This window comes from Gordonia polyisoprenivorans NBRC 16320 = JCM 10675 (assembly GCF_000241325.1).
GTDB classification, from domain to species: domain Bacteria; phylum Actinomycetota; class Actinomycetes; order Mycobacteriales; family Mycobacteriaceae; genus Gordonia; species Gordonia polyisoprenivorans.
In genome coordinates this window covers 136,852-158,177 of record NZ_BAEI01000039.1, presented here as the reverse complement: position 1 = coordinate 158,177, position 21,326 = coordinate 136,852, and the positions used below count along the sequence as shown (strand labels likewise).

Below are 21,326 nucleotides of genomic sequence, written 5' to 3'. Positions count from 1 at the left end.
CCCAGGATCGCCGTGGCGATCGGGAAGATGAGACCGACGAAGCTGAAAACGCCGCTTCCGAAACCATTGCTGACGCCGTTGTGACTCAACGCCGACTCGACGGCCAGGCCCGCGATCGCCCCGACGATGCCGAACACGATCGACACGCCACACCCCGAGGCGACGAGAATTCGGCCGATCATCTTGTGCCGCAACACCGAGACGCCACCCCAGATCAACAGCACGGCGAGCACCACGTCGACGATCATCTGCATCACGAGGACGGCGTTGTACCACCCCGGAATCCGATCCACCTCGGTCGCCAGAGCCGAGATCGCGACCAGCACGCCGATCGAAACGATGAGCCCGACGATCGCCGAGACGCCTCCGAGGAAGCTGAGAACTGTCGCGGTGATAGCGGTGCCACCCGAGGGCTTCGGCGTGTACGGATCGCCGTACGGGTTCTGGGGATAGGGAACATTGGCTCCTGCGGGTTGTCCCCACACCGGTTGCTGGCCATATGCGGGTTGCTGGCCATATGCGGGTTGCCCATAGATCGGCTGCTGCCCATAGGTCGGCTGCTGCCCACAACCGGGCTGGCCATACTCGGCACCAGGCTGACCGTACGCGGGCGATCCGGCCGCAGGCGACTGACCGGCGCCGCCGTACACCGTCTTCTGGTCCCACGGAGACGGTCCCGGCGTCGCCCCCGGGTTGGACTGTTGGCCATACGGCTGCGACTGTTGGCCATACGGCTGCGACTGTTGGCCATACGGCTGCGATCCCGAGCCATCCTGCGGAGTGGTCATCACCCGAGCATACGGTGATACTTCGGCCTGCTCCCGGATATTTCGGCCCGCTCCCGCTCAGCCGAACAACGCCGGCAGTGTTCCCTCGTAGGCGGTGCGCAGTTCCTCGAGGGTGACCTCGAACTGATCCTGCACACTCACCGAATCGCTGCCCTGATCGACGACGCCGATGCGGGTCCACGGCATGCCGCGGGCGTCGAGCATCGCAACGAAACGCGACTCCTCGGTGCGCGGCACCGCCACCAACACCCGACCGGTCGATTCGGAGAACAGCCAGACGAACGGGTCGGCACCCTCGGGCAGCAATACCCGGCAGCCGGTCTCGCCGGCGAGCGCCGACTCGACGACGGTCTGGATCAGCCCACCCTCGGAGAGGTCATGGGCGGCGGAGACCAGGCCGTCGCGCGATGCGGCGGTGAGGATGTCGCCGAGCAGCTTCTCGTGGTCGAGGTCGACCTCCGGTGCCACGCCGCCGAGGTGATCGTGGGCGACCTGCGCCCAGATCGAGCCGTCGAACTCGTCACGCGTCTGCCCGAGCAGGATGAGCGTCTCGCCGGGCTCGGTGCCGAATCCGGTGGGGATGCGGCGCCGGACGTCGTCGATCACGCCGAGCACACCGACCACCGGTGTCGGCAGGATCGCCGTCGCGCCGGTCTGGTTGTAGAAGCTGACGTTGCCGCCGGTCACCGGGATACCGAGCTGCGCGCACCCGTCGGCGAGACCGCGAACCGCCTGCTGGAACTGCCACATCACCGCCGGGTCCTCGGGTGACCCGAAGTTGAGGCAGTTGGTGACGGCCTTCGGTGTGGCACCGGATGCGGCGACGTTGCGATAGGCCTCGGCGAGGGCGAGTTGCGCTCCGCGGTACGGGTCGAGATAGGTGTAGCGGCCCGACGCGTCGGTGGCCAGCGCGATCCCGCGGCCGGTGCGTTCGTCGATGCGGATCATTCCGGAGTCGGCGTTCTCGGCGAGCACCGTGTTGCCGCGCACGTACCGGTCGTACTGCTCGGTGATGAACTTGCGGCTGCACAGCGCCGGCGAGGCCAGCATCGTCAACAACGTCGAGCGCAGTTCGCCGGACGTCGAGGGCCGCGCCAGCGACGCCGTGCTCGAGGCGATGACCTCGTCCTGCCACTCCGGTCGGGCGAGGGGCCGCTCGTAGACCGGCCCCTCGTGGGCCACCGTGCGCGGCGGTACGTCGACGACGGTCTCACCGTTCCAGGTGATCTCCAGATGATCGCCGTCGGTGACCTCCCCGATGACCGTGGCCAGCACGTCCCACTTGCGGCACACCGCCAGGAATGCCTCCACGTTCTCCGGCGTGACCACCGCGCACATGCGTTCCTGGGATTCGCTCGAGAGCACCTCGGCCGGTGTCATACCGACCGCACGCATGGGTACCTTCTCCAGCTCGATCCGCATGCCGCCGTCACCGGCGGCAGCCAATTCCGAGGTGGCACACGACAATCCGGCGCCGCCGAGATCCTGGATACCCACCACCAGTCCCGCGTGGTAGAGCTCGAGGCAGCATTCGATGAGCACCTTCTCGGTGAACGGGTCACCGACCTGGACGCTCGGGAGCTTCTTGCGGTTCGGACCGGCCTCCCCCGAATCGTCGAAGGTCTCCGACGCCAGCACCGACACACCGCCGATGCCGTCGAGCCCGGTCCGCGCTCCGAACAGGATGATCTTGTTGCCCGCGCCGCTGGCGAACGCCAGGTGCAGATCCTCGGTGCGCAGCACACCCGCACACAGCGCGTTGACGAGCGGGTTGCCGGCGTAGCTGGGATCGAAGACGGTCTCGCCGCCGACGTTCGGCAGGCCCAACGAATTGCCGTAGCCACCGACCCCGCGCACCACGCCGTCGACGACGCGCCGGGTGTCGGGGGCGTCGGCAGGACCGAAGCGCAGTTGATCCATCACGGCGATCGGCCGCGCACCCATGGCCATGATGTCGCGCACGATGCCGCCGACGCCGGTCGCCGCACCCTGGTACGGCTCGACGTAACTCGGGTGATTGTGCGATTCGACCTTGAAGGTCACCGCCCAGCCGTCGCCGACGTCGACGACGCCGGCGTTCTCCCCGATCCCGGCGAGCATCCCCGCCCGCATCTCGTCGGTGGTGGTCTCCCCGAAGTACCGCAGATGCACCTTCGAGGACTTGTACGAGCAGTGCTCGGACCACATCACCGAGTACATCGCCAGCTCGGCATCGGTGGGTCGGCGTCCGAGGATCTCGCGGATGCGGTCGTACTCGTCGTCCTTGAGACCGAGTTCACGGTAGGGCTGGGGATGATCGGGGGACTGGGCGGCTGCGGAGACGGTGTCCACATGAGTCTGATCGCTCACCCGGCCATGATAGACGTGGCCACCGGCGCCTCGTGAGTCCACACAATCCACAGCGCACGTGGGTATCGGTGCACATCATCTCCCCGTGACGCGCGCCACCGATTAGGCTCCTCGCAGGGTCCGAAACGGGGGGAGTTCTCGATGGTCGACGTCGGCAGGGCACGACAACTGTTCGAACTCGGCGTGCTGTCGATGGGTATTGCGGTCGAGGGCACCGATCCGGTGGACAATCCGCAGCAGGCGGCTCTCGCCTTCACCCGCGCCAGCGAGTGGGACCCGGGCATGGCCGACGCCTGGATCGGCCGCCTCGCGTGCGGACCGGCGGCCGTCGGTACGGGCGACGCGGTCAACGAGGCGCTGCTCGCGGTGTATCGCCACCGCGATGCGATCGGTCGCGAACAGCGTCGGCTCGGGCTGCCGCCGGGACTGCTCGTCGGCCGCTGGTACACCGGGATGTTCATCGACTATCCACTCGTCGATGCCGACCACGCCGTCGCCGCGTACGCCGCCACCCTCATCCGTGGACACGATCTCGCCGGGGCCGCCGAGGTCCTGTCACAGATCACCGGCGACGCACCGATCGCCGAGTTCATGACGGGCGTGCTGCACTTCTCGGCGCAGCGCTGGCCCGATGTCCTGACCGCACTGGGGCGAACCGACTCCTGGGCCGACGAGTATCTGGGCAGCGCCGCCGACTACATGTGCGGCAGCGCGTGCGTGCAGCTGGGCATGTTCACCGAGGGGCTGCGCCGGCTGCAGCGGGCCATCGACGGCCCGATCCCCTCCTGCGCGACCCGGGCGCTGTTCGCTCTCGGGCTCGCCTTGCGGGAAACCGGTCAGGAGGATCAGGCCCGCGCGGCATTCGAGCAGGCATTCTCCCGGGATCCGGCGTTCACCGCGGCCGCCGACGCGATGCGCAGCCAGACTCTGCGGCTGACCGTGACGAGCGCCGAGGAGATCGCGGCACGGGCCGACATGTGGGACCCGGCGTCGACACCCGGCACCGACGCCGCGGACCCGCCCTCGGTCGACGGCGACGACCTCGTCGCCCGGGCGCAACGGGATCTCGACGCACAGATCGGTCTGGAGTCGGTCAAAGAGCAAGTGGCCAAACTGAAGTCGGCGGCGACACTGGCACGGATCCGGGCCGATCGCGGGCTGTCGACGTCGGCGCGCAGTCTGCATCTGGCCTTCACCGGACCACCCGGTACCGGTAAGACGACGATCGCCCGGGTGATCGCCACGCTGTACTGCGGACTCGGATTCATCAAGTCCGACAAGGTGATCGAGGCGACCCGACGAGATCTGGTCGGCGAGCACCTCGGCTCCACCGCGATCAAGACATCAACGCTGATCGACTCCGCGATGGACGGTGTGCTGTTCATCGACGAGGCGTACACGCTGATCCAGCAAGGCCTTTCCGGGGGCGACGCCTTCGGTCGGGAAGCCGTCGACACCCTGCTCGCGCGAATGGAGGACGACCGCGACCGGTTGGTGGTCATCATCGCCGGCTACGACGCCGAGATCGACCGCTTCCTCGCCGCCAACGAAGGGCTGGGTTCGCGCTTCGCCCGCCGCGTCCGCTTCGAGTCCTACACGCCGGGCGAGCTTGCCCGCATCGGCGAGTTCCTGGCCGCGCAACGGGATTCGATCCTCACGGCAGAGGCGATGGCCGAACTCGAGCAGGCATGCACACCGCTGTATCACGATGTGCGCCAAGGCCCCGGTGGAACCCAGCGAGCCACCGACCTCGCCGGCAACGGCCGGTTCATCCGCAACATCATCGAGGCCGCCGAAGAGGAACGCGAGGTGCGCCTGTCGGCGGGCGGTGATCTGGAGAACCTCACCCACGACGAACTGATGCGCATCGAGGTCGCCGACCTGCGTGCCGCGCTGAACTCGGTGCTGTCGGGCCTGGCACCGGCAAGAACTCTCGCATGAACACGGAGTCACCCATGCGTACCGAATCACCCACGAGCACACGCCGAATCCGGGTGGCCATCATCGCGCTCGCCGCGGTGGTGTTCGCAGCGGTGCCCGCGTGCACCGTCAGCGGCGACCCGGTGGCCGACCCGTCGGGCGCCTCGATCTCCACGACGACCACCGATCCCGACGCCACCACCAACTCCCCAGCTCCCGACTCCCCAGCTCCCGATGCGACAGAACCGGATTCGACCGAACCCGATTCGAGCACCGACGCACCGATCAGCGACGTGCCCGCGCCACCGAACGCGACGACGATGACGTGCAGCCAGTTCGTGACACTCGATCGCTCGACGCAGGCGGCGGTATTGCGCGCCAACGGCGCCACCGCCGACAACACCCGGCTCGGGGTGGTCATCGACATCTACACCACCGTGTGCCCCGGCTACCCCGATGCACTCATCGCCGACCTCGTCGCCGGACGCCTACCGAACTGACCCGAGGCTCAACCCACGGGGGTTCTCAACTCGCAGACGTCACCGCGATGATCCGTTCGGTGAGCTCCGGTCGGCAGATCACCAAGTCGGGCAAGTATGTGTCGTCGCGGTTGTAGACCAGCGGCGAGCCGTCGATCCGGCCGCACCACAAGCCTTTTGCCTGTGCCACAGCGACCGGCGCCGCCGAATCCCACTCGTACTGGCCACCGGCGTGCACGTAGGCATCGGCCTCACCGCGCACCACGGCCATCGCCTTGGCGCCTGCCGATCCCATCGACAACACCTCGCCGCCGATCGCGTCGGCCACCGACTGCGAGAACGCCGGGGGCCGTGAACCACTCACCACCACCCGCGGCAGCTCGCCCTTCGGGGTACTCGCCAGCCCTTCGGTGGGCGTGATCGGGAGGTCGTCGTCGACGTAGGTGACCGCCAACGCAGGCAGTGCCACGGCACCCGCGATCAGTGTGCCGCCACCGTCGGCCGACCACAGCGCCACATGCACCGCCCAATCGGTGTGTCCGTCCATGCCGTATTCGCGTGTACCGTCGACCGGGTCGACGATCCACACGCGCTGCGCGCCCAATCGTGACTTGTCGTCGGCGGACTCCTCCGAGAGCACCGCATCATCCGGCCGTTCCTCGGCGAGGCGGCGCATCAGCAGGTCGTTGGAGCGCAGGTCCCCCTCCTTGCCGAGGTCTTTGCCCGTCAAGCCACTGGTTGCACGGATGTCCAGCAGCAGATGTCCTGCGGCCGTGGCCAACTCACCGGCGAGTGCGCGATCGTCCATCCTCGTCTCCCATGCTCGATTCCCCGATCGGCCCGCGACTTCCGCAGGCCACGCCTCGGGGCACTACAGGCCCAGATTACGCAGGACCGCGTCGGCGGCCTCCGACGGGGAACCGTCGGCGGGGGTCACGACGAGGTCGGCGTGCTCGGGGCGTTCGTACGGCGAGTCGATGCCGGTGAATTGGCTGATCTCACCACGTCGGGCCTTGGCGTACAACCCTTTCGGATCACGCCGCTCGCATTCGTCGAGGGGGGTGTCGACGAAGATCTCGAAGAACGGCAGCCCGCGTTCGGCATGGATCTCCCGCGCTCGGGTGCGCTCGTCACCGAACGGCGAGATGAGCGAGACGATCGCGATGGATCCGGAGTCGGCGAACAGTGCCGCGACCTCGGCGGTGCGCCGGATGTTCTCGCGGCGGTCGTCGTCGCCGAATCCGAGGTCGGAGTTCAGTCCGTGCCGCAGGTTGTCGCCGTCCATCAGGTAGGCGGGCCGCCCCTCGGCGACAAATCTTCTCTCGAGTTCCATTGCCAGTGACGACTTTCCGGACCCCGACAGCCCGGTCAGCCAGACCGTCGCGCCGGCGTAGGGCCGATGCTCACGACCGACCTTGGTGGTCTGCCAGACGATGTGGCTGTCGTGGCTGACCGGGGCGGTGATCATGCCGGCACCGACCGTCTTGTTGGTGGCCTCGTCGATGAGGATGAAGCTCCCGGTTTCCCGGTTGCGCCGATACGAATCGAACATGACGGGCTGCTGCGTGCGTAGTGTCACGCGTGCGATCTCGTTGAGGCGCAACGACGTCGCCGCCTCGTCCCGGTGCAGGGTGTTGACGTCGAGACGATAGGCGAGGCCGGTGATCTCGGTGCGGGTGGATCGTGTTCCGGCCATCAGCGCGAACCTGCTGTGCGCGGTCAGCGTCGAGTCCTCCGAGAACCAGCACACCATCGCGTCGATGTCGCGGCCCACGTAGGGCCGGTTGTTCGGTCGGGCGAGCATGTCACCGCGGACGATGTCGATCTCGTCGGCGAGTTCGATCGAGCACGCCATGGAGGCGAACGCCTCGTCGACCTTGGTCCCGCCGGGTCCCCAGATCTCGGTGATGGTGGTGGTGAAACCGCTGGGCAGCACCACGATCTCATCGCCACGGGCGAAGACCCCGCCGGCCACCGTGCCGGCGTAGGCGCGATGATCCGCGCCGTCGCTGCGCTGCGGCCGGATCACGTACTGCACCGGCATCCGCGCGTCGATGAGGTTGCGGTCGGAGGCGATGTGCACATTCTCCAGATGGCTCAACAACGTTCGGCCCTGATACCAGTTCATCGCTTCCGAGGCGTCGACGACGTTGTCGCCGCGCAGCGCCGAGATCGGGATGAAGGTGATCTCACCGATGTTGAGCTTCGCCGCGAAATCGGCGAATTCCGAACAGATCTCGTCGAAACGCGCTCGGGACCAGTCGACGAGGTCCATCTTGTTGACGCAGACCGTCAGGTGCGGGATGCCGAGCAGCGACGACAGGAAGGCGTGCCGCCGGGTCTGTTCGAGTACTCCTTTGCGCGCGTCGATGAGGATGATCGCGAGGTTCGCGGTCGACGCGCCGGTGACCATGTTACGGGTGTACTGCACATGCCCCGGAGTGTCGGCGATGATGAATTTTCTTCTCGGCGTGGAGAAGTAGCGGTAGGCGACGTCGATGGTGATGCCCTGTTCGCGTTCGGCGCGCAATCCGTCGGTGAGCAACGCCAGATTCGCGTACTCGTCGCCGCGCTCAGCGCTGGTCCGTTCGATCGACTCGAGCTGGTCGGCGAAGATCGATTTCGCATCGTAGAGCAGACGACCGATCAGCGTCGATTTCCCGTCGTCGACCGACCCCGCTGTCGCGATGCGTAGGAGTTCTCCTGTGGCGCCGGGCATCTCGATCTGAGCCATCGGAATCTGGGGCGTCGGAATCTGCGGCGTCGGAATATGCGGCATCAGAAGTAGCCTTCCTTCTTGCGGTCTTCCATACCCGCTTCGGAGATGCGGTCGTCGGCACGGGTGGCGCCCCTCTCGGTGACCCGCGTCGCCGCCACCTCCGCGATGACCTTGTCGACGGTGTCGGCGTCGCTGAGTACGCAGCCCGTGCAGGTCGCGTCGCCCACCGTCCGGAATCGCACGCGCTCGGTGTGAGGTTGCTCCCCCGGCAGTCGTTCGAGGAACCGTGTGTCCGCCAACAGCATTCCGTCGCGCGGTATCACCTGACGCTCGTGTGCGTAGTAGATCGACGGCAACTCGATGTGCTGTTCGGCAATGTACTGCCAGATATCGAGTTCGGTCCAGTTGCTCAGCGGGAACACCCGAATGTGCTCACCCTTGTGGTGGCGGCCGTTGTAGAGGTGCCACAGCTCGGGCCGCTGAGCACGAGGGTCCCACGTGCCGAACTCATCCCGGAAACTGAAGACGCGCTCCTTGGCCCGAGCCTTCTCCTCGTCGCGGCGCGCCCCACCGAATACCGCATCGAAACCGTTCTCGGTGATACCGCGCAGCAGGGCTGTGGTCTGCAGCCGATTGCGACTCGCGCCCGGGCCGGTCTGCTCGACGACACGACCGGCGTCGATGTCGTCCTGCACCGAACTCACCACGAGCCGGACACCGGTCGCGGCGACCACCCGGTCGCGGTAGTCGATGACCTCGTCGAAGTTGTGCCCGGTGTCGACGTGCATGAGCGGGAACGGGATCGGGGCCGGCCAGAACGCCCGGCGGGCGAGGTGGAACATCACCACCGAGTCCTTACCGCCGGAGAACAGCAATACCGGCCGCTCGAAGGTCGCCGCGACCTCGCGGAAGATGTGTACCGACTCGGCCTCGAGCGCGTCGAGATGACTCAGCTCGTAGTGCCCGCGTACGGGCGTGCTCGCGGATGACGCTGTCACTCTGCGCTCCCTTGACATGTCGAATATTCGACACTCAGTATTGACTATGTGACGGACACGCTAGGCGCTGCAGACGGGCCAGGTCAACAACCACCCAACTCCTCGGCGACACGGCCGCCGTCGCCGCCGACTGCACGCGTCGTGGAGATCGTCGAGATCCTCGGGACCGCCGATGGCCCGTTGTCCCTCGCCGACATTGTCCGCCGAACCGGGCACTCCCGCGCCACGGCACACGCGATCCTCGGCGAATTGACAGCTCGCGGATGGGCCACGCGCCTTCCCGACGGCAACTATTCGACGGGTGGTCGCCTCGTCGGCCTCGCCGTCGCGATCTCCCGTGCCGATCACCTCACTCGCCGAGCCGGTCCGCTCCTCGACGCCCTTGCCGAACAGCTGGGCCTGCACTGCTTCCTGGCACGACGGGTCGGTGACGAGATCACCATCGTGGTGGGGTCGGCGCCACCTGGCCGCACCCTCGGCTCGGCGGCGTGGCTGACCAGCGACGCCCGGATGCCGTTGCGGCCGCCGGTGTGCCGCGAATTTCTCGCCTGGGCGCCACCGGCCGAGCGTGCGTCGTGGATCGCCACGGCTCCGGCGTCGCTGCGCACCCGTCTCACACTCGTCCTCGACGCGGTCCGCGAACGAGGCGCCTCGATCGAGCGGATGACCGACGACCACGTCGCCCTGATGGCCACGCTGGACTCGTTGAAGGTGCCCGCGGGTGTTCGGGTGCGTGTCGACGAACTCCTCGAACAGATCAGCACCATCGACTATCTGCCCGACGAACTCGGCGACGACACGATCGCCGCGGTCACCATCGGCGCACCGGTCTTCGATGCCGGCGGTGGCGTCCACGCCTCGGTCGTCGTCTGCCCGGGCGGTCGCGTCGATCGCACCGAACTCGATCACCTCGTCGACGCGGCGCGTGGATGCGCTGCGGAACTCTCCGAGCGAGCCGACGACGATCCGAAATCACAGCTTGGTCTCGGCTCGTGAAAGCTGCTAACGATTTTTCGCCTTTGCCGGATTGGTAGACACCGCGTCCGATCCGACCGAAAGAGATCCCATGCCCCGAACGACATCGTCACGCGCGTCGCCAGCGCACCGGCAACCGAACGCGCATTTCCCCCTCAACCAGTGCTTCGGCCCGATTCCCAACATCGTCGACGTTCCCGTACATGCCCAACTTGGTGATCATGGGCAACCACGACGGCTGCGCCACCGTGAGTGCGTTCTAAGCCAGCTACAGGCTGTTCGTGGGATACGCGTCCGTGGCCTGCCTCGACTGGCAGCATCTCGTCAACGGCAAGCACGGAACCGTGTTCTCCACTTCCAAGGCCACTCCGCCCAACACCGGAGTCGATGGCTTCTCATTCCCCCCGCAACAGACCGGGCGCGAGCAAGGTGCACAACCCAAACGCGGCGTCCTTAAGCGAGTCGACGACCACCACCTCGGCTCCGGCCTTCCGAGCCATCTCGAGCAGCTTGTTCGGGAACTTAACTGATCCAGCTTGTTCGGGAACTTAACTGATCACCCAGCACATGCGGTCATGCTCCAGGGGAGATGTGTGGCCGCATGGTTGGCGGCGCGCCCGAGGGTAGTGGTGAACTGATAATCCGGTGAATTGTCGACCCCCGCGCAAACCTCCCACAACCCCACTTCCACCGTGGATACGCTTCCGGGATGGGAGACGACGAGACCGTGAAAAAGCACGCTGCGAGCCTGAGAACTCCGCAGCTCGGCGAGGAGACCGCCGAGGTCATGGTCACGGTCAAGACCTACCCCAACCCCAGCGAGACCTACGGCGAGACCGTGTGCGTAGCCGGTGTCCGACTCGACTATGGCCGACCCGAGTGGATTCGCCTCTACCCGGTCAAGTTCCGCAACGCCGACTTCGACAGCCACTTCAAGAAGTACGAAATCATCCGGATCAACGGCACCTACCACCAGACCAACGACAACCGTCCCGAGTCTTTCCGACCGCGCCAGAACGAGATGGTGCACGTTGAGCGTCTCGACTCGAAGAAGAACTGGCTGCTGCGACGCACCAAGCTCGGGCCACTCATCGGTGATACGACTATGTGCGATCTCCTCGCACAGAACCCGAAGGGTGGCATGGCGACTCCATCGCCGTCCCTCGGTTTGATCAAGCCCACCGACATCGAAACGTCAATCGTCGACGGTGACCCATGGACACCAGCCGAACAGGCGAAGGTGAACCAAGCGTCTGAGCCCGACCTGTTCGGGACGTCGATGGAAGCGCTGGAGCCCGCCCCGTACGCGGTCCGGTACAAATACCGGTGCGCCGCCGTGAAATGCCCCGGACACGACCAGAAGAATTTGGACTGGGAGGTCGGGCAGGCGGGCCGACGATGGAGGGCCGAGTACGGCGACGCTGGTGCGCGCGAAGCGATGTTGAAGCGATGGCGCGACGACATGCTCGCCCCCGAAAAGGACATCCACTTCTACGTCGGCAACCAGAACCGGTACCGGCGCAGCTTCTCCGTCCTGGGTACCTGGTACCCAAAGTTCGAGAACGCTTTGTTCTAGACGTGCACGACAGCCGCGTTCGGGCGGGTCTGCAGCACTCGATCCACGACGATGTTCCGGTGGCACTCGGCGTGGTCGTGCTCGAAGCACAGCAATGCCACTGCTCCACCGTCCAGCAGCTCGCATACGTGCGCAAGCGCATCGCTCGCGTCGGCGGTGTCGAGGACCTCCCGGTACCTCTCGAGGGACTCGGGTTCGCCAGCGCGGAACCCGGCACGGTTGTCCTTCGGGTTACCAAGGGCTCGGTGATGCACGTACTCGATCCCGGCGGCACGTAGGGCCGCGGCGAGCTTCGTCTTCGACAGCCCGGGCTTGCGGCTGAGCGGGGTCAGTCGCACGTCAACGAGTACTCGCACGTCCTGGTCTAGTAGTTGAGCAACGAGGTCACCGACGGTCTTGCCCTCGTAGCCGATGCTGACCAGGGTGCCGTCTCTGTCGTACTTGGAGTCCGCCAATGCCACCTGACTATGGTGCACCACGCCGACCAGGGAGCTGGCAGCAACCGGCGAAGACGCGGTGAGGGTCACACCTGCGTCTGGATGAACAGCGGACGGTGGAACCGCTCGCCTTCCGGATGGTCGAACCGATCCCAACCGAGCGACGCCCAGAACCTGTGAGCCCCCTCCGAGTACCCAAACAGCCGCCGATCCGGGTGCCGTTGCTGCAGGGCCCGGACCACCCAGGTGCCGACACCACGACCACGTGCGGCGGTGGCCACCTCGATGAACTGGATCTCCAGCCGTTCCGGCCCCAGCTCCGGCACGCCGACGTACTCGGGGTTGATGCCGCCGGGATCGTCGAGTTCGACACGAGCGACTTCGGCGCCATCGTCGAGCACCTGCACATACCAGGGGGCCTCGAAATGGTACGGGACGTTATCCCACCACCGCTCATTCTCGTAGTCGATCTCGAAGTCGAACGGCGGCGCCCAGGAGTACCGACTCGCGCCACCACGACGTAGGTCGACGAGTTCGATCACCACGGCGGGTTAGTCCTGGAGCTCGAACGGCACCGAGGAATGGTACCGGTCGAACTCGTAGTCGCCGACGCCGCTGAGCAACCGCGCTACAGCCAACTCGTACTGCGTGATCTGCAGCCCCTGGGGTCCGCCGCCCAGGGGCACGATCCCCCTGCCGCCGTCGACGTACGCGTAGTTGAGTCGGTCAACGAGCGACCCGCGCCAACAGAAGTCGACCAGGCTGATCTCGCGGATGTTGGAATCCGGGAAGTTCTTCGACCACTCGAACTTCAAGCCGCGGTCGTGCTGGATCTCAGCCGTCCCGTAGGCGATCGTCAAGTCGATGTCCGGTCGGCACATCGCCGCTTCGCCGTGCCTGTCGTGGTCGATGCCCAAGGTGCCGTCGGCGGGAGTACTCCAAGCGCCGAAGCGGTCACGGTAGGTAGGGCCGATCTTCAGGATGCGTTGCCAATCGCTCGCAGTGGAGGCGGCTACCTGGGTGCGCAGCTCGTTCAGTGGCATGGAGGTCTCCGTATGCGGTGGTGGCGAGCGGAGTGCTCGCGTGGTGGCGTCAGAGTAGGTGGCGGTACCGACAGTCGACGTCGCGTTCCAGGCGTCGGGTGACGACTCTCGCGCCCGCCCCATTCAGCAGAGCCACCTATTCGTGTGCGAACACCTTCGGCCACACGCTCCGCCAGTTCCTCGCGTCACGCTCGAAACGGCTGTTCGCGCGAACTGCGCCAGCCAATCGCTCCGATGGAACACCCGCCTCCAACAGCAGGCACACGGTCAGGACCCATCGCAGGGACCGGGTGATGCAGTGCATCTCGGTGAGGTCGGGATTCTCACCCCCCTGACGCAGCCCATGCGCAAGCGTGTTCCGCTGATCGGTTACCGCGCGCTTCCAACGATTGATCCGGCCGACGCACTCCGGGACCACCTCGGCCGCCCGGCGCGCCAATGCCTCGATGCGGCTGGGGAACGACGGCTCGTAGAGGTACTGACCGACTGCTTGTCGGAGCGCTTGTCGCACCTCATCGGGGATGTCGGCGTCCTTCAACCCGGCTGCGGCCTCCTCGACAGTCTCCGCCGTCCATCGACGTTCGCCGGGATACAGACGCCGATGGAGATTCTCGGCGGCAGTGCACAGGCTCAGCGCTTCGGTCTCCACCGTCTGGAACTCGCCGGCGTAGGACGCCGCAAGAATCTGCGGCACCGGCGATATCCGCTGCGAGAGTTCGAGCCACCGACCTATGAAGTCCGCGCCACCGGAATCTTCGAGCGTGAGGAGGGATTCCTCAGTCGAATCGCGAGGAGCGGCCGTGTCGACAACGTGGCCGTACACGTCTGCGGACTCTCCGCTGGGGACCGACAGGTTCAGTCGGCGGACGGGGCACTCGGTCCCGTTGAGGATCGAGAGCGCAGTCGCGATGGGAATCGCGACTGCGGACACCATCATCGACAAGGGAAGCGCTTGGTCGAATGCCAGCTTCAGGCGTGTACCAGTCGTGAGAACGACGTCAGGCCCACCGAGCGTCGGGATTGCCGCCAGCTGGTTCGAACCGCACCCTCCCGGCCGCAGGAGTCGACGCAGCCCCCTCTACGGCGTCGGGCGGGTCGTAGACCCACTTCATAGGTGTCATACCGGTGTCGGGCGATTCGGTGTGGACCGAAGTCACGTTGGCGAACGCATGGAGTCCGGTGACATCCAGGGTCACCGCATCGAACTCGGTCCCATCATCCGGAAACAGCGCGCCGACGAAGCACCAGTCCGGTCGCAACACCTCACGGCTACGTGGTTCATCTTCCCCGGGGCTCGGGAACCCAAGCAGGTGGCGACGCACGGAACGCAGGCCCCATAACGACACTTCGCCGGGGTTGATCGCGGTCGCACCCAACACAACGGCGTCATCGGTGACACGCTGCAGTGGAGGACGCCCCGCGAACGATCCAGGTCCGCGCTGGGTCCACTCGACGATCGGGTTGAAACTTGGACTGACCTCAAGCTCGACGCGGTTGTCCCGGAACCTCAGCACGCCGGTTCGGGGCGGCCTTGCCGTCGTCTCGGCTGCCGACGCCTTGGGCACCACCTGGAACTGTCCGATGGTTTCGGGGGTCTGCTCGGGAAACCTATCTGCCATACACAGCTACTCCTCTTCGAGTACAGGTTCCGGCGACTCGCCGAACGGGCGGCGCCAGAGCGCTCCCACCTCGTCGGCGAACTGGATGTCGGCGCGCAACTCGGCGTCGCCGTCGACCACATACAGCACACCGGCAGACTGGCCAGCCGGGATGACTCGCGGGAACTGATCGAGCATCTGCTGCTGAACGTGTTGGATCACCTGCGACATCTGAGGAGAGTTCATAAGGTGGCTGGACATCATGGAGCCGTAGCCACCCAGCTGGCCCAGCTGTGACATCTGAGAGCCGAAACCGAAGCCCGGGGGGAGCCCCGAGTACATCGACTGTGCCTGCTGCCCGATGGCGTCCAGGCCTCCGCTCAGACTCTCAGAAAGGGCATCGCGCATGAGTTCGCGCAGTGAGATGTTCCCCTTGGCGGGTCGACACCGGTTCGAAGAACGATCGCCGTTTTCCTCCACGGTGTACACGTCGACGTCGAGATCGGTAATGGGACCAGAGGTGCCGTTGTTCACCTTCGCGGCCCAGAGGTTTGTCCCGATCGGCACTGCCTCGATCGAGACCGTGACCGCGCGTATGCGGCCGCCGCTGTTGCCGGCCTCCGTGGGCGACCCATAGTTGACGTTGTTGATGATGTCCCGGCCGGCGTTGACGTTGCGCTGGGTCGAGGTGAAGGACTGCGCGGGAGCAGACGAACCGTCTACTGCTCCCGCGCCTGTGGAGGGTGGGGCGGCTCCTGAGTGCTGCGAGCCGATACGCCACCGATCCGCACCGAACCGTCTGCCGTGACGTCCTCGGCGATGACACCGCTGCCGCCATTAACGGACACGTTCGCGACTTCAATGTCACCGCCGACCGACACGCGGCGGATGGAGACGCCGACCGCTGCAGGGAGTTCGGGAGCCTCATCCTCGACCACAGCGATCAGAGTCCGCGCAAGGTCGAGCAGTTCAACGTCGTTACCCGCGCCGGCTTGGTCGAGCTTCTTCGCAAGCAGCGCACGGCGGAGCCCTTCCTCGGGTTCTTGCTCCAGGCCCACAATCTCGCCACTGACCGATCCGTACCTGCTCGTGATCCAGCCCTTCACCGCAGCGTAGGCATCGCCGATCGCCTTCTTCGTGGTCTCCCGCGCACCATCCGATGCGCCGAGTGCGATAGCGGTTGCGATCACTGTGACGGGTTCCATCTCTACCTCCCGGCCGTGGCTCCGCGTCGCGGCGCCTTGCATTGAAAAGTAGCCACCGGTACCGACAGCCACGGTGGCGTTCGAGCTGTACCCGGCCGCGGCTTCACCCGGTCGGACTACACGACGCAGTCCAAACCGGATGACCATCACACCTCCTAATCGATCGCCGCATCATCGACGTTTCACCGGCGAGCAAGTCGGCGCAGTTCGACGCGGCGCGCACCGCGGCCTGAGCGGCGGGGCTCCGGACGCGGGTCGGCATGACCAACCGACACAGCCGCAGCCCCAAGAACCCGCGTGTCACGTCCCCAGCGTCTGCGGCTTCCTGACCTGCGGGTTCACCGCCGGACTTCTCTCGCTGGTGCCGCTCAACACGGCAGGGGCGGCCGCAGAGCCCCGTCGTAAGGTGCCGCACGCTCGCGGGCGGTGGTGACTTCGTGTGCGCGACGGAGACTCCGTCGTTGCTCGCCACCACCGGCTCGAGCGGAACCTCTAGCGGCAGTGACGGCGTCGGTGGCTGGTTCAGCGAGCACGCGGGGACAGTTATGTTCGCGATCGTGGCGGTCGTGAACAGCAGCACCCCGAGCCCCGGTTCCAACCCACACCGGTCTCATCCGTCGACGCTGAGCGCGGTGAACCGCAATGCGCTGTGGGCGATTCCCTCCACATCCTGCACCGGGGTCATCCAGATCCCGTAGAAAACGATCGCCGCGGCCGACCGGGCCGCCACTACCAACCAAGCACTTGCTAGGTTACGCTCGGTGGCATGAGCGACGCCGTCATCCCACCACCCCTGGGCCCCGACGATCTCGGACCCGACACCTCGCCGGTCGCCTACGAGGTCGGCGGTCCGGCAGACGCGGTCGCCTACGTGACCCTCAACCGACCCGAGTACCGCAATGCGCAGAATTCGGTGATGACCTATTCGCTCGACGCCGCGTTCCGTAAGGCCGTCGACGACGCGTCGGTGAAGGTCATCGTGTTGCGGGCCAACGGTAAGCACTTCTCGGCCGGCCACGACATCGGTACTCCGGAACGCGATTTCGACACCTATTACGAGAATGCTGCTGTCCTGCATTGGGATCACACCGACAAGTCGGGTGCCGATCAGCGACTGGCCCGTGAGATGGAGGTCTACATGGGGATGTGTCGCCGGTGGCGGGACATCCCCAAGCCGATGATCGCAGCGGTGCACGGGGCATGTATCGCCGGCGGGCTCATGCTGGCGTGGGTCTGCGACTTCATCGTCGCCTCCGACGACGCATTCTTCTCCGACCCGGTCGCCCGCATGGGCATTCCCGGCGTCGAGTACTTCGCCCATGCCTACGTCCTCGGGCCCCGCCGGGCCAAGGAGATCCTGTTCACCGGCGAACGCTTCACTGCGACCCAGGCCGCCGAGTGGGGCATGGTCAATCATGTCGTCGAACGAGATGGACTCGCGGGCAAGGTGAACGGCATCGCGGAGAAGATCGTCGAGATGCCGATGCAGGGCCTGTTCCTGTCGAAGAAGGCGGTCAACATCTGCGAGGACCAGATGGGCATGCGCAACGCGATGGACTCGGTCTTCGGTTGGCACCACTTCGCGCATTCGGCCAATGCCGAATCCTCCGGCGGGGATTCGCTGGGCGGGATGGATGCGAAGTCGATGAAGAGCGCCGCCGGGTCGGGGTCCTGACGTGGACTATCTGTTGGACGATGCGGCACAAGCATTTCGGGCGGAGATCCGCAGCTGGCTCGCCGACCATGTTCCCGCGGAGCCGTTGCCGTCGATGGACACCGCCGAGGGCTTCGAGGCACATCGCGAGTGGGAACGAACGATGGCGGCCGACCGGATGTCGGTGGTCAGCTGGCCCGAGGAGTACGGCGGTCGTGACGAGCCGCTGCTGCACTGGCTGATCTTCGAGGAAGAGTACTACCGCTCCGGCGCACCCGGAAGGGTCAGCCAGAACGGCATCTTCCTGTTGGCGCCCACCCTGTTCGAGCACGCGACACCCGAACAGCTGTCCCGGATCATGCCGCGAATGGCACGCGCCGACGACATCTGGGGTCAGGCGTGGAGCGAACCCGACGCCGGCAGTGACCTGGCATCATTGCGCTCGAGCGCCACCCGCACCGACGGCGGTTGGCTGCTCAACGGCCAGAAGACGTGGAGTTCCCGATCGTCCTTCGCCGATCGCGCATTCGGCTTGTTCCGGACCGACAAGTCCGCGCAACGCCATAAGGGCTTGACCTACTTCATGTTCGACCTGCGTACTGCCGGGGTGACGGTGCGTCCGATCGCCCAGCTCGACGGCGAACCCGGCTTCGCCGAACTGTTCCTCGAAGACGTTTTCGTCCCCGATGACCCGGCCGATCCCGCGGCATCGGGGGTGATCGGCGAGGTCGATAACGGGTGGCGGGTGGCGATGAGCACCGCAGCCAACGAGCGCGGACTGTCGCTGCGCTCGCCCGGACGGTTCCTCGCAACCACCGACCGGCTCGTCGAACTGTGGAAGGCATGTGGCGACAGTGTTCCGCCGACCGCGGCGACCGACAAGGGCGTCGCGGACGCCTGGATCGGTTCCCGCGCTTATGAATTGTCGACGTATCAGACCGTGAGCCGGCTCGCCGCCGGCGGTCAGCTCGGCCTGGAGTCGTCGATCAACAAGGTGTTCTGGAGTCAGTGGGACATCGCAGCACACGAGACCGCCCTGGACCTACAGGGCGCCGACGCAGAACTCGACGACGCGTGGCTCGACGGTTACCTGTTCTCCCTGTCGGGACCGATCTATGCCGGCACCAACGAGATTCAACGCAATGTGATCGCCGAGCGACTCCTCGGCCTACCGCGGGGGGATCGCTGACATGGACTTCCTGCTCGCCGAATACCACAACGACCTCGCCTCCAGCGTGGATGCGCTACTGACCAAGGCCGACAGTCCCGCCGTCTCCCGCGCATGGGCCGCCGGCGACCGGGCGCCGGCCGCCAAGGTCTTCGGCCAACTCGCCGACACCGGCGTCTTCGGGCTGCTCATCGACGACGAACACGGCGGTGCCGGCGCGGGGGCGGTGGAGATGGTCGTGGTCGCCGAGGTCTTGGGCCGGCACGGCGTCCCCGGCCCGCTGGCCGAAACAGTGGCCGTCGCACCGACTCTGCTCGCCGGCACCGATGCCGCCGACGACCTCGGCGCCATTGCCGGGGGTCAGCTGGTGTCGGTGGCGGCGGCGCCGTGGGCGCCTCGCGCCGCCGATGCCGACGCCGCGTCACAGGTGTACCTCCTTGCCGATGGCATCTTGTCCACGGCGCAGATCACCGCCACCCACCGCACGGTGGACCCGGCCCGCACGGTCTCCGAGGTGAGCGCGTCCGACCCGGTCGCCACCGAGGTGAACGGTACTGTCGCAGCCGATCTCGGCGCGCTGGCCACCGCCGCCCAGTTGCTCGGTCTGGGTGATCGGATGCTGTCGCTCGCATCGGAGTACGCGGTGGCACGCAAGCAGTTCGGCCGCGCCATCGGCTCCTTCCAGGCCGTCAAGCACCATCTTGCCGATGTCGCCATTGCGTTGGAGATGGCACGGCCGCTGATTCACGGCGCGGCCGTCGGAGTCGAGGGCGGAGCCCCGGAGGGCACCGACGTGGGCCGCGACATCTCCGCGGCGAAAGTGGCCGCCGCCGATGCGGCGTACCTGGCGTCGCGTCATGCTCTGCAGGTGCTCGGGGCGATCGGGTACACCGCCGAGCACGATCTCTCCCTGTATCTGACCAAGACCCGCGCCCTGATCGGCGCGTGGGGTACCCCCGCCGCGCATCGGACGCGAATCCTGGAGACGCTGTGACCACCGAACCCACTGTGCGCGAATCCATCTCCACCGAGGAGCGAGAGGCCTTGCGGGAGTCGATCGCCGCGTTGCTCAAGCAGCGGGGTGGTTCCGCCGCGCTGCGTACGTCTATGTCGGAAACACCACGCATCGACCGAGGGTTGTGGCAGACGCTGTCGACCGAGATCGGTGTCGCGGCACTGCCGATTCCCGAGGAGTTCGGTGGTGCCGGGGCGAGCTTCGTCGAGACCGCAGTGGTGCTCGAGGAACTCGGGGGCGCACTTTCGGTGGTGCCGGTGTTCTCTGCGGCGCTCGCGAGCGCCGCGCTGCTGGCCGCCGGTGACGATGCGGCCTCGGCGCGGTTGCTGCCCGCGATCGCCGCGGGGACGTCGATCGTCGCGCTGTGTTGGGCGGCACCGTCGGGGTGGTCGTCGTCCGGTGTCCGCGCGGAGGCCGGACTGCTCTCGGGCACAGCCCATTACGTTCTCGACGCGGAATCTGCCGATCACTTGCTGGTCGTCGCCGGCACCGACGCCGGACTCACCGTCCACGACGTCGATGCCCGTGCCGAAGGCGTGACGATCACTCCGCAACCACTACTCGACCCGACACGCCCGCTCGCGTCGGTCACTTTCGACGACGTGCCCGCCGAGACGATCACCGCCCGCGCCGGGACCGTCGACACGATCCGGACCGCGGCCTGGGCTCTGATGTCGGCGGAGCAGGTCGGTGGCGCCGCCCGTGCTCTGGACCTGACCGTCGGATACAGCAAGGAGCGCAACCAGTTCGGCCGCGCCATCGGATCGTTCCAGGCACTCAAACACCGGATGGCCGACATGTACGCGCTCGTGGCGACGTCGCGGGCGATATCCCACGCCGCGGTCAACGCACTCGCCGCCGGTTCGGCCGACGCCGCGAAACTCGCGGCGGCCGCCCGCGTCCACTGCTCGGAGGCCTACGCGAGCGTCGCCGGCGACGCCATCCAGATCCACGGGGGCATCGGCATCACCTGGGAACACGCCATCCAGCTGTACTTCAAACGTGCTCAATCGAGTTCCCAACTGTTCGGCCAACCGCATGAGGTCGTTGCCGACATGGTGGACCGGTTGCGCGGCTGAACTCTCGGTGGCCTCCAACTGAGGATCGCACAGCATCCAGCAACCGATCGTCGAACCGCCCAGGAGACAAACTTGCCGATCACGGTTCCGAGCGATGGAAGGACCGTCCTCTTACGTGTCGACTTTCCACGCCGGACGCGGACTGGAAGAAGCTCTGCTCGGACGCGCAAAAGGACGTCTTACTGCCGGGAAGTGATGGACAATAACGCTGTCCCTGAACTGCATCAGCGACCAAGAACGCTATGACCGCACTGCCGCTGGCGACTTCAGGGACATTGAATGGGACGGTCCACCACGCCCTTTCGTGCTGCTTGCCGACACAG

The 21,326-nt window shown here is 66.4% G+C and carries 20 protein-coding genes; 8 read left to right on the top strand and 12 right to left on the bottom strand.

Annotated features, from left to right (window positions below; genetic code table 11):
- Positions 1 to 788 (bottom strand): phage holin family protein (locus tag GOPIP_RS11535; protein ID WP_244421141.1); only part of this gene is annotated, 788 nt, incomplete at its 3' end.
- A 57-nt stretch (positions 789 to 845) separates the two neighbouring features.
- Complete coding sequence (purL, locus tag GOPIP_RS11530; protein WP_035727760.1) at positions 846 to 3,119, bottom strand: phosphoribosylformylglycinamidine synthase subunit PurL; 2,274 nt, start codon at positions 3,117 to 3,119, stop codon at positions 846 to 848.
- Between the two features lie 159 nt (positions 3,120 to 3,278).
- On the opposite strand from purL, the gene eccA reads away from it, so the two are divergent.
- Positions 3,279 to 5,078 carry a type VII secretion AAA-ATPase EccA gene (gene eccA, locus GOPIP_RS11525; RefSeq protein WP_006369836.1) on the top strand — a complete coding sequence of 600 codons (1,800 nt, stop codon included), beginning with the start codon at positions 3,279 to 3,281 and terminating at the stop codon, positions 5,076 to 5,078.
- A 14-nt stretch (positions 5,079 to 5,092) separates the two neighbouring features.
- On the top strand, positions 5,093 to 5,557 hold the full coding sequence (locus tag GOPIP_RS11520; RefSeq protein ID WP_006369835.1) for a hypothetical protein: 465 nt from the start codon (positions 5,093 to 5,095) through the stop codon (positions 5,555 to 5,557).
- A gap of 25 nt (positions 5,558 to 5,582) precedes the next feature.
- Here GOPIP_RS11520 and GOPIP_RS11515 read toward each other — a convergent pair whose 3' ends face one another.
- The 3 genes from GOPIP_RS11515 to cysD form a co-directional block, all read right to left on the bottom strand.
- A complete protein-coding gene (locus tag GOPIP_RS11515) occupies positions 5,583 to 6,344 on the bottom strand; it encodes a 3'(2'),5'-bisphosphate nucleotidase CysQ (RefSeq protein WP_006369834.1) in 762 nt (253 codons plus the stop codon).
- Positions 6,345 to 6,407: 63 nt separating this feature from the next.
- A complete protein-coding gene (gene cysC, locus GOPIP_RS11510) occupies positions 6,408 to 8,270 on the bottom strand; it encodes an adenylyl-sulfate kinase (RefSeq protein ID WP_035727758.1) in 1,863 nt (620 codons plus the stop codon).
- Between the two features lie 44 nt (positions 8,271 to 8,314).
- Positions 8,315 to 9,271, bottom strand: a complete 957-nt coding sequence (cysD, locus tag GOPIP_RS11505; protein WP_079928759.1) for a sulfate adenylyltransferase subunit CysD — start codon at positions 9,269 to 9,271, stop codon at positions 8,315 to 8,317.
- Between the two features lie 30 nt (positions 9,272 to 9,301).
- Between cysD and GOPIP_RS11500 the strand changes: the two genes are divergently transcribed.
- Both GOPIP_RS11500 and GOPIP_RS11495 read left to right on the top strand, forming a co-directional pair.
- Complete coding sequence (locus tag GOPIP_RS11500; protein WP_244421140.1) at positions 9,302 to 10,249, top strand: IclR family transcriptional regulator; 948 nt, start codon at positions 9,302 to 9,304, stop codon at positions 10,247 to 10,249.
- A gap of 688 nt (positions 10,250 to 10,937) precedes the next feature.
- Positions 10,938 to 11,804 (top strand): DUF8757 domain-containing protein, encoded by an 867-nt coding sequence (locus GOPIP_RS11495; RefSeq protein ID WP_006369829.1) that lies wholly within the window; start codon positions 10,938 to 10,940, stop codon positions 11,802 to 11,804.
- Here the strand turns inward: GOPIP_RS11495 and GOPIP_RS11490 are convergent.
- The 7 genes from GOPIP_RS11490 to GOPIP_RS11460 all read right to left on the bottom strand — a co-directional run bounded on the left by GOPIP_RS11490 (position 11,801) and on the right by GOPIP_RS11460 (position 16,087).
- On the bottom strand, positions 11,801 to 12,265 hold the full coding sequence (locus GOPIP_RS11490; RefSeq protein ID WP_138944109.1) for a DUF488 domain-containing protein: 465 nt from the start codon (positions 12,263 to 12,265) through the stop codon (positions 11,801 to 11,803). The two genes, GOPIP_RS11495 and GOPIP_RS11490, sit on opposite strands and share 4 nt — an antisense overlap.
- A gap of 62 nt (positions 12,266 to 12,327) precedes the next feature.
- Complete coding sequence (locus GOPIP_RS11485) at positions 12,328 to 12,786, bottom strand: GNAT family N-acetyltransferase (RefSeq protein ID WP_006369827.1); 459 nt, start codon at positions 12,784 to 12,786, stop codon at positions 12,328 to 12,330.
- A 6-nt stretch (positions 12,787 to 12,792) separates the two neighbouring features.
- Positions 12,793 to 13,284, bottom strand: coding sequence for a hypothetical protein (locus GOPIP_RS11480; RefSeq protein WP_050955257.1), 492 nt, complete (start codon positions 13,282 to 13,284; stop codon positions 12,793 to 12,795).
- A 136-nt stretch (positions 13,285 to 13,420) separates the two neighbouring features.
- Positions 13,421 to 13,978, bottom strand: a complete 558-nt coding sequence (locus GOPIP_RS11475; RefSeq protein ID WP_138944108.1) for a HEPN domain-containing protein — start codon at positions 13,976 to 13,978, stop codon at positions 13,421 to 13,423.
- A gap of 304 nt (positions 13,979 to 14,282) precedes the next feature.
- Positions 14,283 to 14,903 carry an ApeA N-terminal domain 1-containing protein gene (locus GOPIP_RS11470; RefSeq protein ID WP_006369824.1) on the bottom strand — a complete coding sequence of 207 codons (621 nt, stop codon included), beginning with the start codon at positions 14,901 to 14,903 and terminating at the stop codon, positions 14,283 to 14,285.
- Between the two features lie 6 nt (positions 14,904 to 14,909).
- A complete protein-coding gene (locus GOPIP_RS11465) occupies positions 14,910 to 15,449 on the bottom strand; it encodes a hypothetical protein (protein WP_006369823.1) in 540 nt (179 codons plus the stop codon).
- A gap of 152 nt (positions 15,450 to 15,601) precedes the next feature.
- A complete protein-coding gene (locus GOPIP_RS11460) occupies positions 15,602 to 16,087 on the bottom strand; it encodes a Het-E N-terminal domain-containing protein (RefSeq protein ID WP_138944107.1) in 486 nt (161 codons plus the stop codon).
- Between the two features lie 766 nt (positions 16,088 to 16,853).
- On the opposite strand from GOPIP_RS11460, the gene GOPIP_RS11455 reads away from it, so the two are divergent.
- The 4 genes from GOPIP_RS11455 to GOPIP_RS11440 are packed head-to-tail and all read left to right on the top strand — an operon-like array spanning position 16,854 to position 21,003.
- On the top strand, positions 16,854 to 17,762 hold the full coding sequence (locus tag GOPIP_RS11455; protein WP_006369818.1) for an enoyl-CoA hydratase: 909 nt from the start codon (positions 16,854 to 16,856) through the stop codon (positions 17,760 to 17,762).
- Between the two features lies 1 nt (position 17,763).
- Positions 17,764 to 18,930, top strand: coding sequence for an acyl-CoA dehydrogenase family protein (locus GOPIP_RS11450; protein WP_006369816.1), 1,167 nt, complete (start codon positions 17,764 to 17,766; stop codon positions 18,928 to 18,930).
- A 1-nt stretch (position 18,931) separates the two neighbouring features.
- Complete coding sequence (locus tag GOPIP_RS11445) at positions 18,932 to 19,903, top strand: acyl-CoA dehydrogenase family protein (protein WP_006369814.1); 972 nt, start codon at positions 18,932 to 18,934, stop codon at positions 19,901 to 19,903.
- The gene (locus GOPIP_RS11440; protein ID WP_006369812.1) at positions 19,900 to 21,003 is read left to right on the top strand and encodes an acyl-CoA dehydrogenase family protein; all 1,104 of its coding nucleotides are present in this window, start codon (positions 19,900 to 19,902) and stop codon (positions 21,001 to 21,003) included. Before GOPIP_RS11445 ends, GOPIP_RS11440 begins: the two co-directional genes overlap by 4 nt.
- Positions 21,004 to 21,326: the final 323 nt, after the last annotated feature.

Coding starts and splice junctions, on each gene's coding strand:
- eccA (WP_006369836.1), top strand. CDS start 3,279: ATGGTCGACGTCGGCAGGGCACGACAACTGTTCGAACTCGGCGTGCTG.
- GOPIP_RS11520 (WP_006369835.1), top strand. CDS start 5,093: ATGCGTACCGAATCACCCACGAGCACACGCCGAATCCGGGTGGCCATC.
- GOPIP_RS11515 (WP_006369834.1), bottom strand. CDS start 6,344: ATGGACGATCGCGCACTCGCCGGTGAGTTGGCCACGGCCGCAGGACAT.
- cysC (WP_035727758.1), bottom strand. CDS start 8,270: ATGGCTCAGATCGAGATGCCCGGCGCCACAGGAGAACTCCTACGCATC.
- cysD (WP_079928759.1), bottom strand. CDS start 9,271: ATGTCAAGGGAGCGCAGAGTGACAGCGTCATCCGCGAGCACGCCCGTA.
- GOPIP_RS11495 (WP_006369829.1), top strand. CDS start 10,938: ATGGGAGACGACGAGACCGTGAAAAAGCACGCTGCGAGCCTGAGAACT.
- GOPIP_RS11480 (WP_050955257.1), bottom strand. CDS start 13,284: ATGCCACTGAACGAGCTGCGCACCCAGGTAGCCGCCTCCACTGCGAGC.
- GOPIP_RS11470 (WP_006369824.1), bottom strand. CDS start 14,903: ATGGCAGATAGGTTTCCCGAGCAGACCCCCGAAACCATCGGACAGTTC.
- GOPIP_RS11460 (WP_138944107.1), bottom strand. CDS start 16,087: ATGGAACCCGTCACAGTGATCGCAACCGCTATCGCACTCGGCGCATCG.
- GOPIP_RS11455 (WP_006369818.1), top strand. CDS start 16,854: ATGAGCGACGCCGTCATCCCACCACCCCTGGGCCCCGACGATCTCGGA.
- GOPIP_RS11445 (WP_006369814.1), top strand. CDS start 18,932: ATGGACTTCCTGCTCGCCGAATACCACAACGACCTCGCCTCCAGCGTG.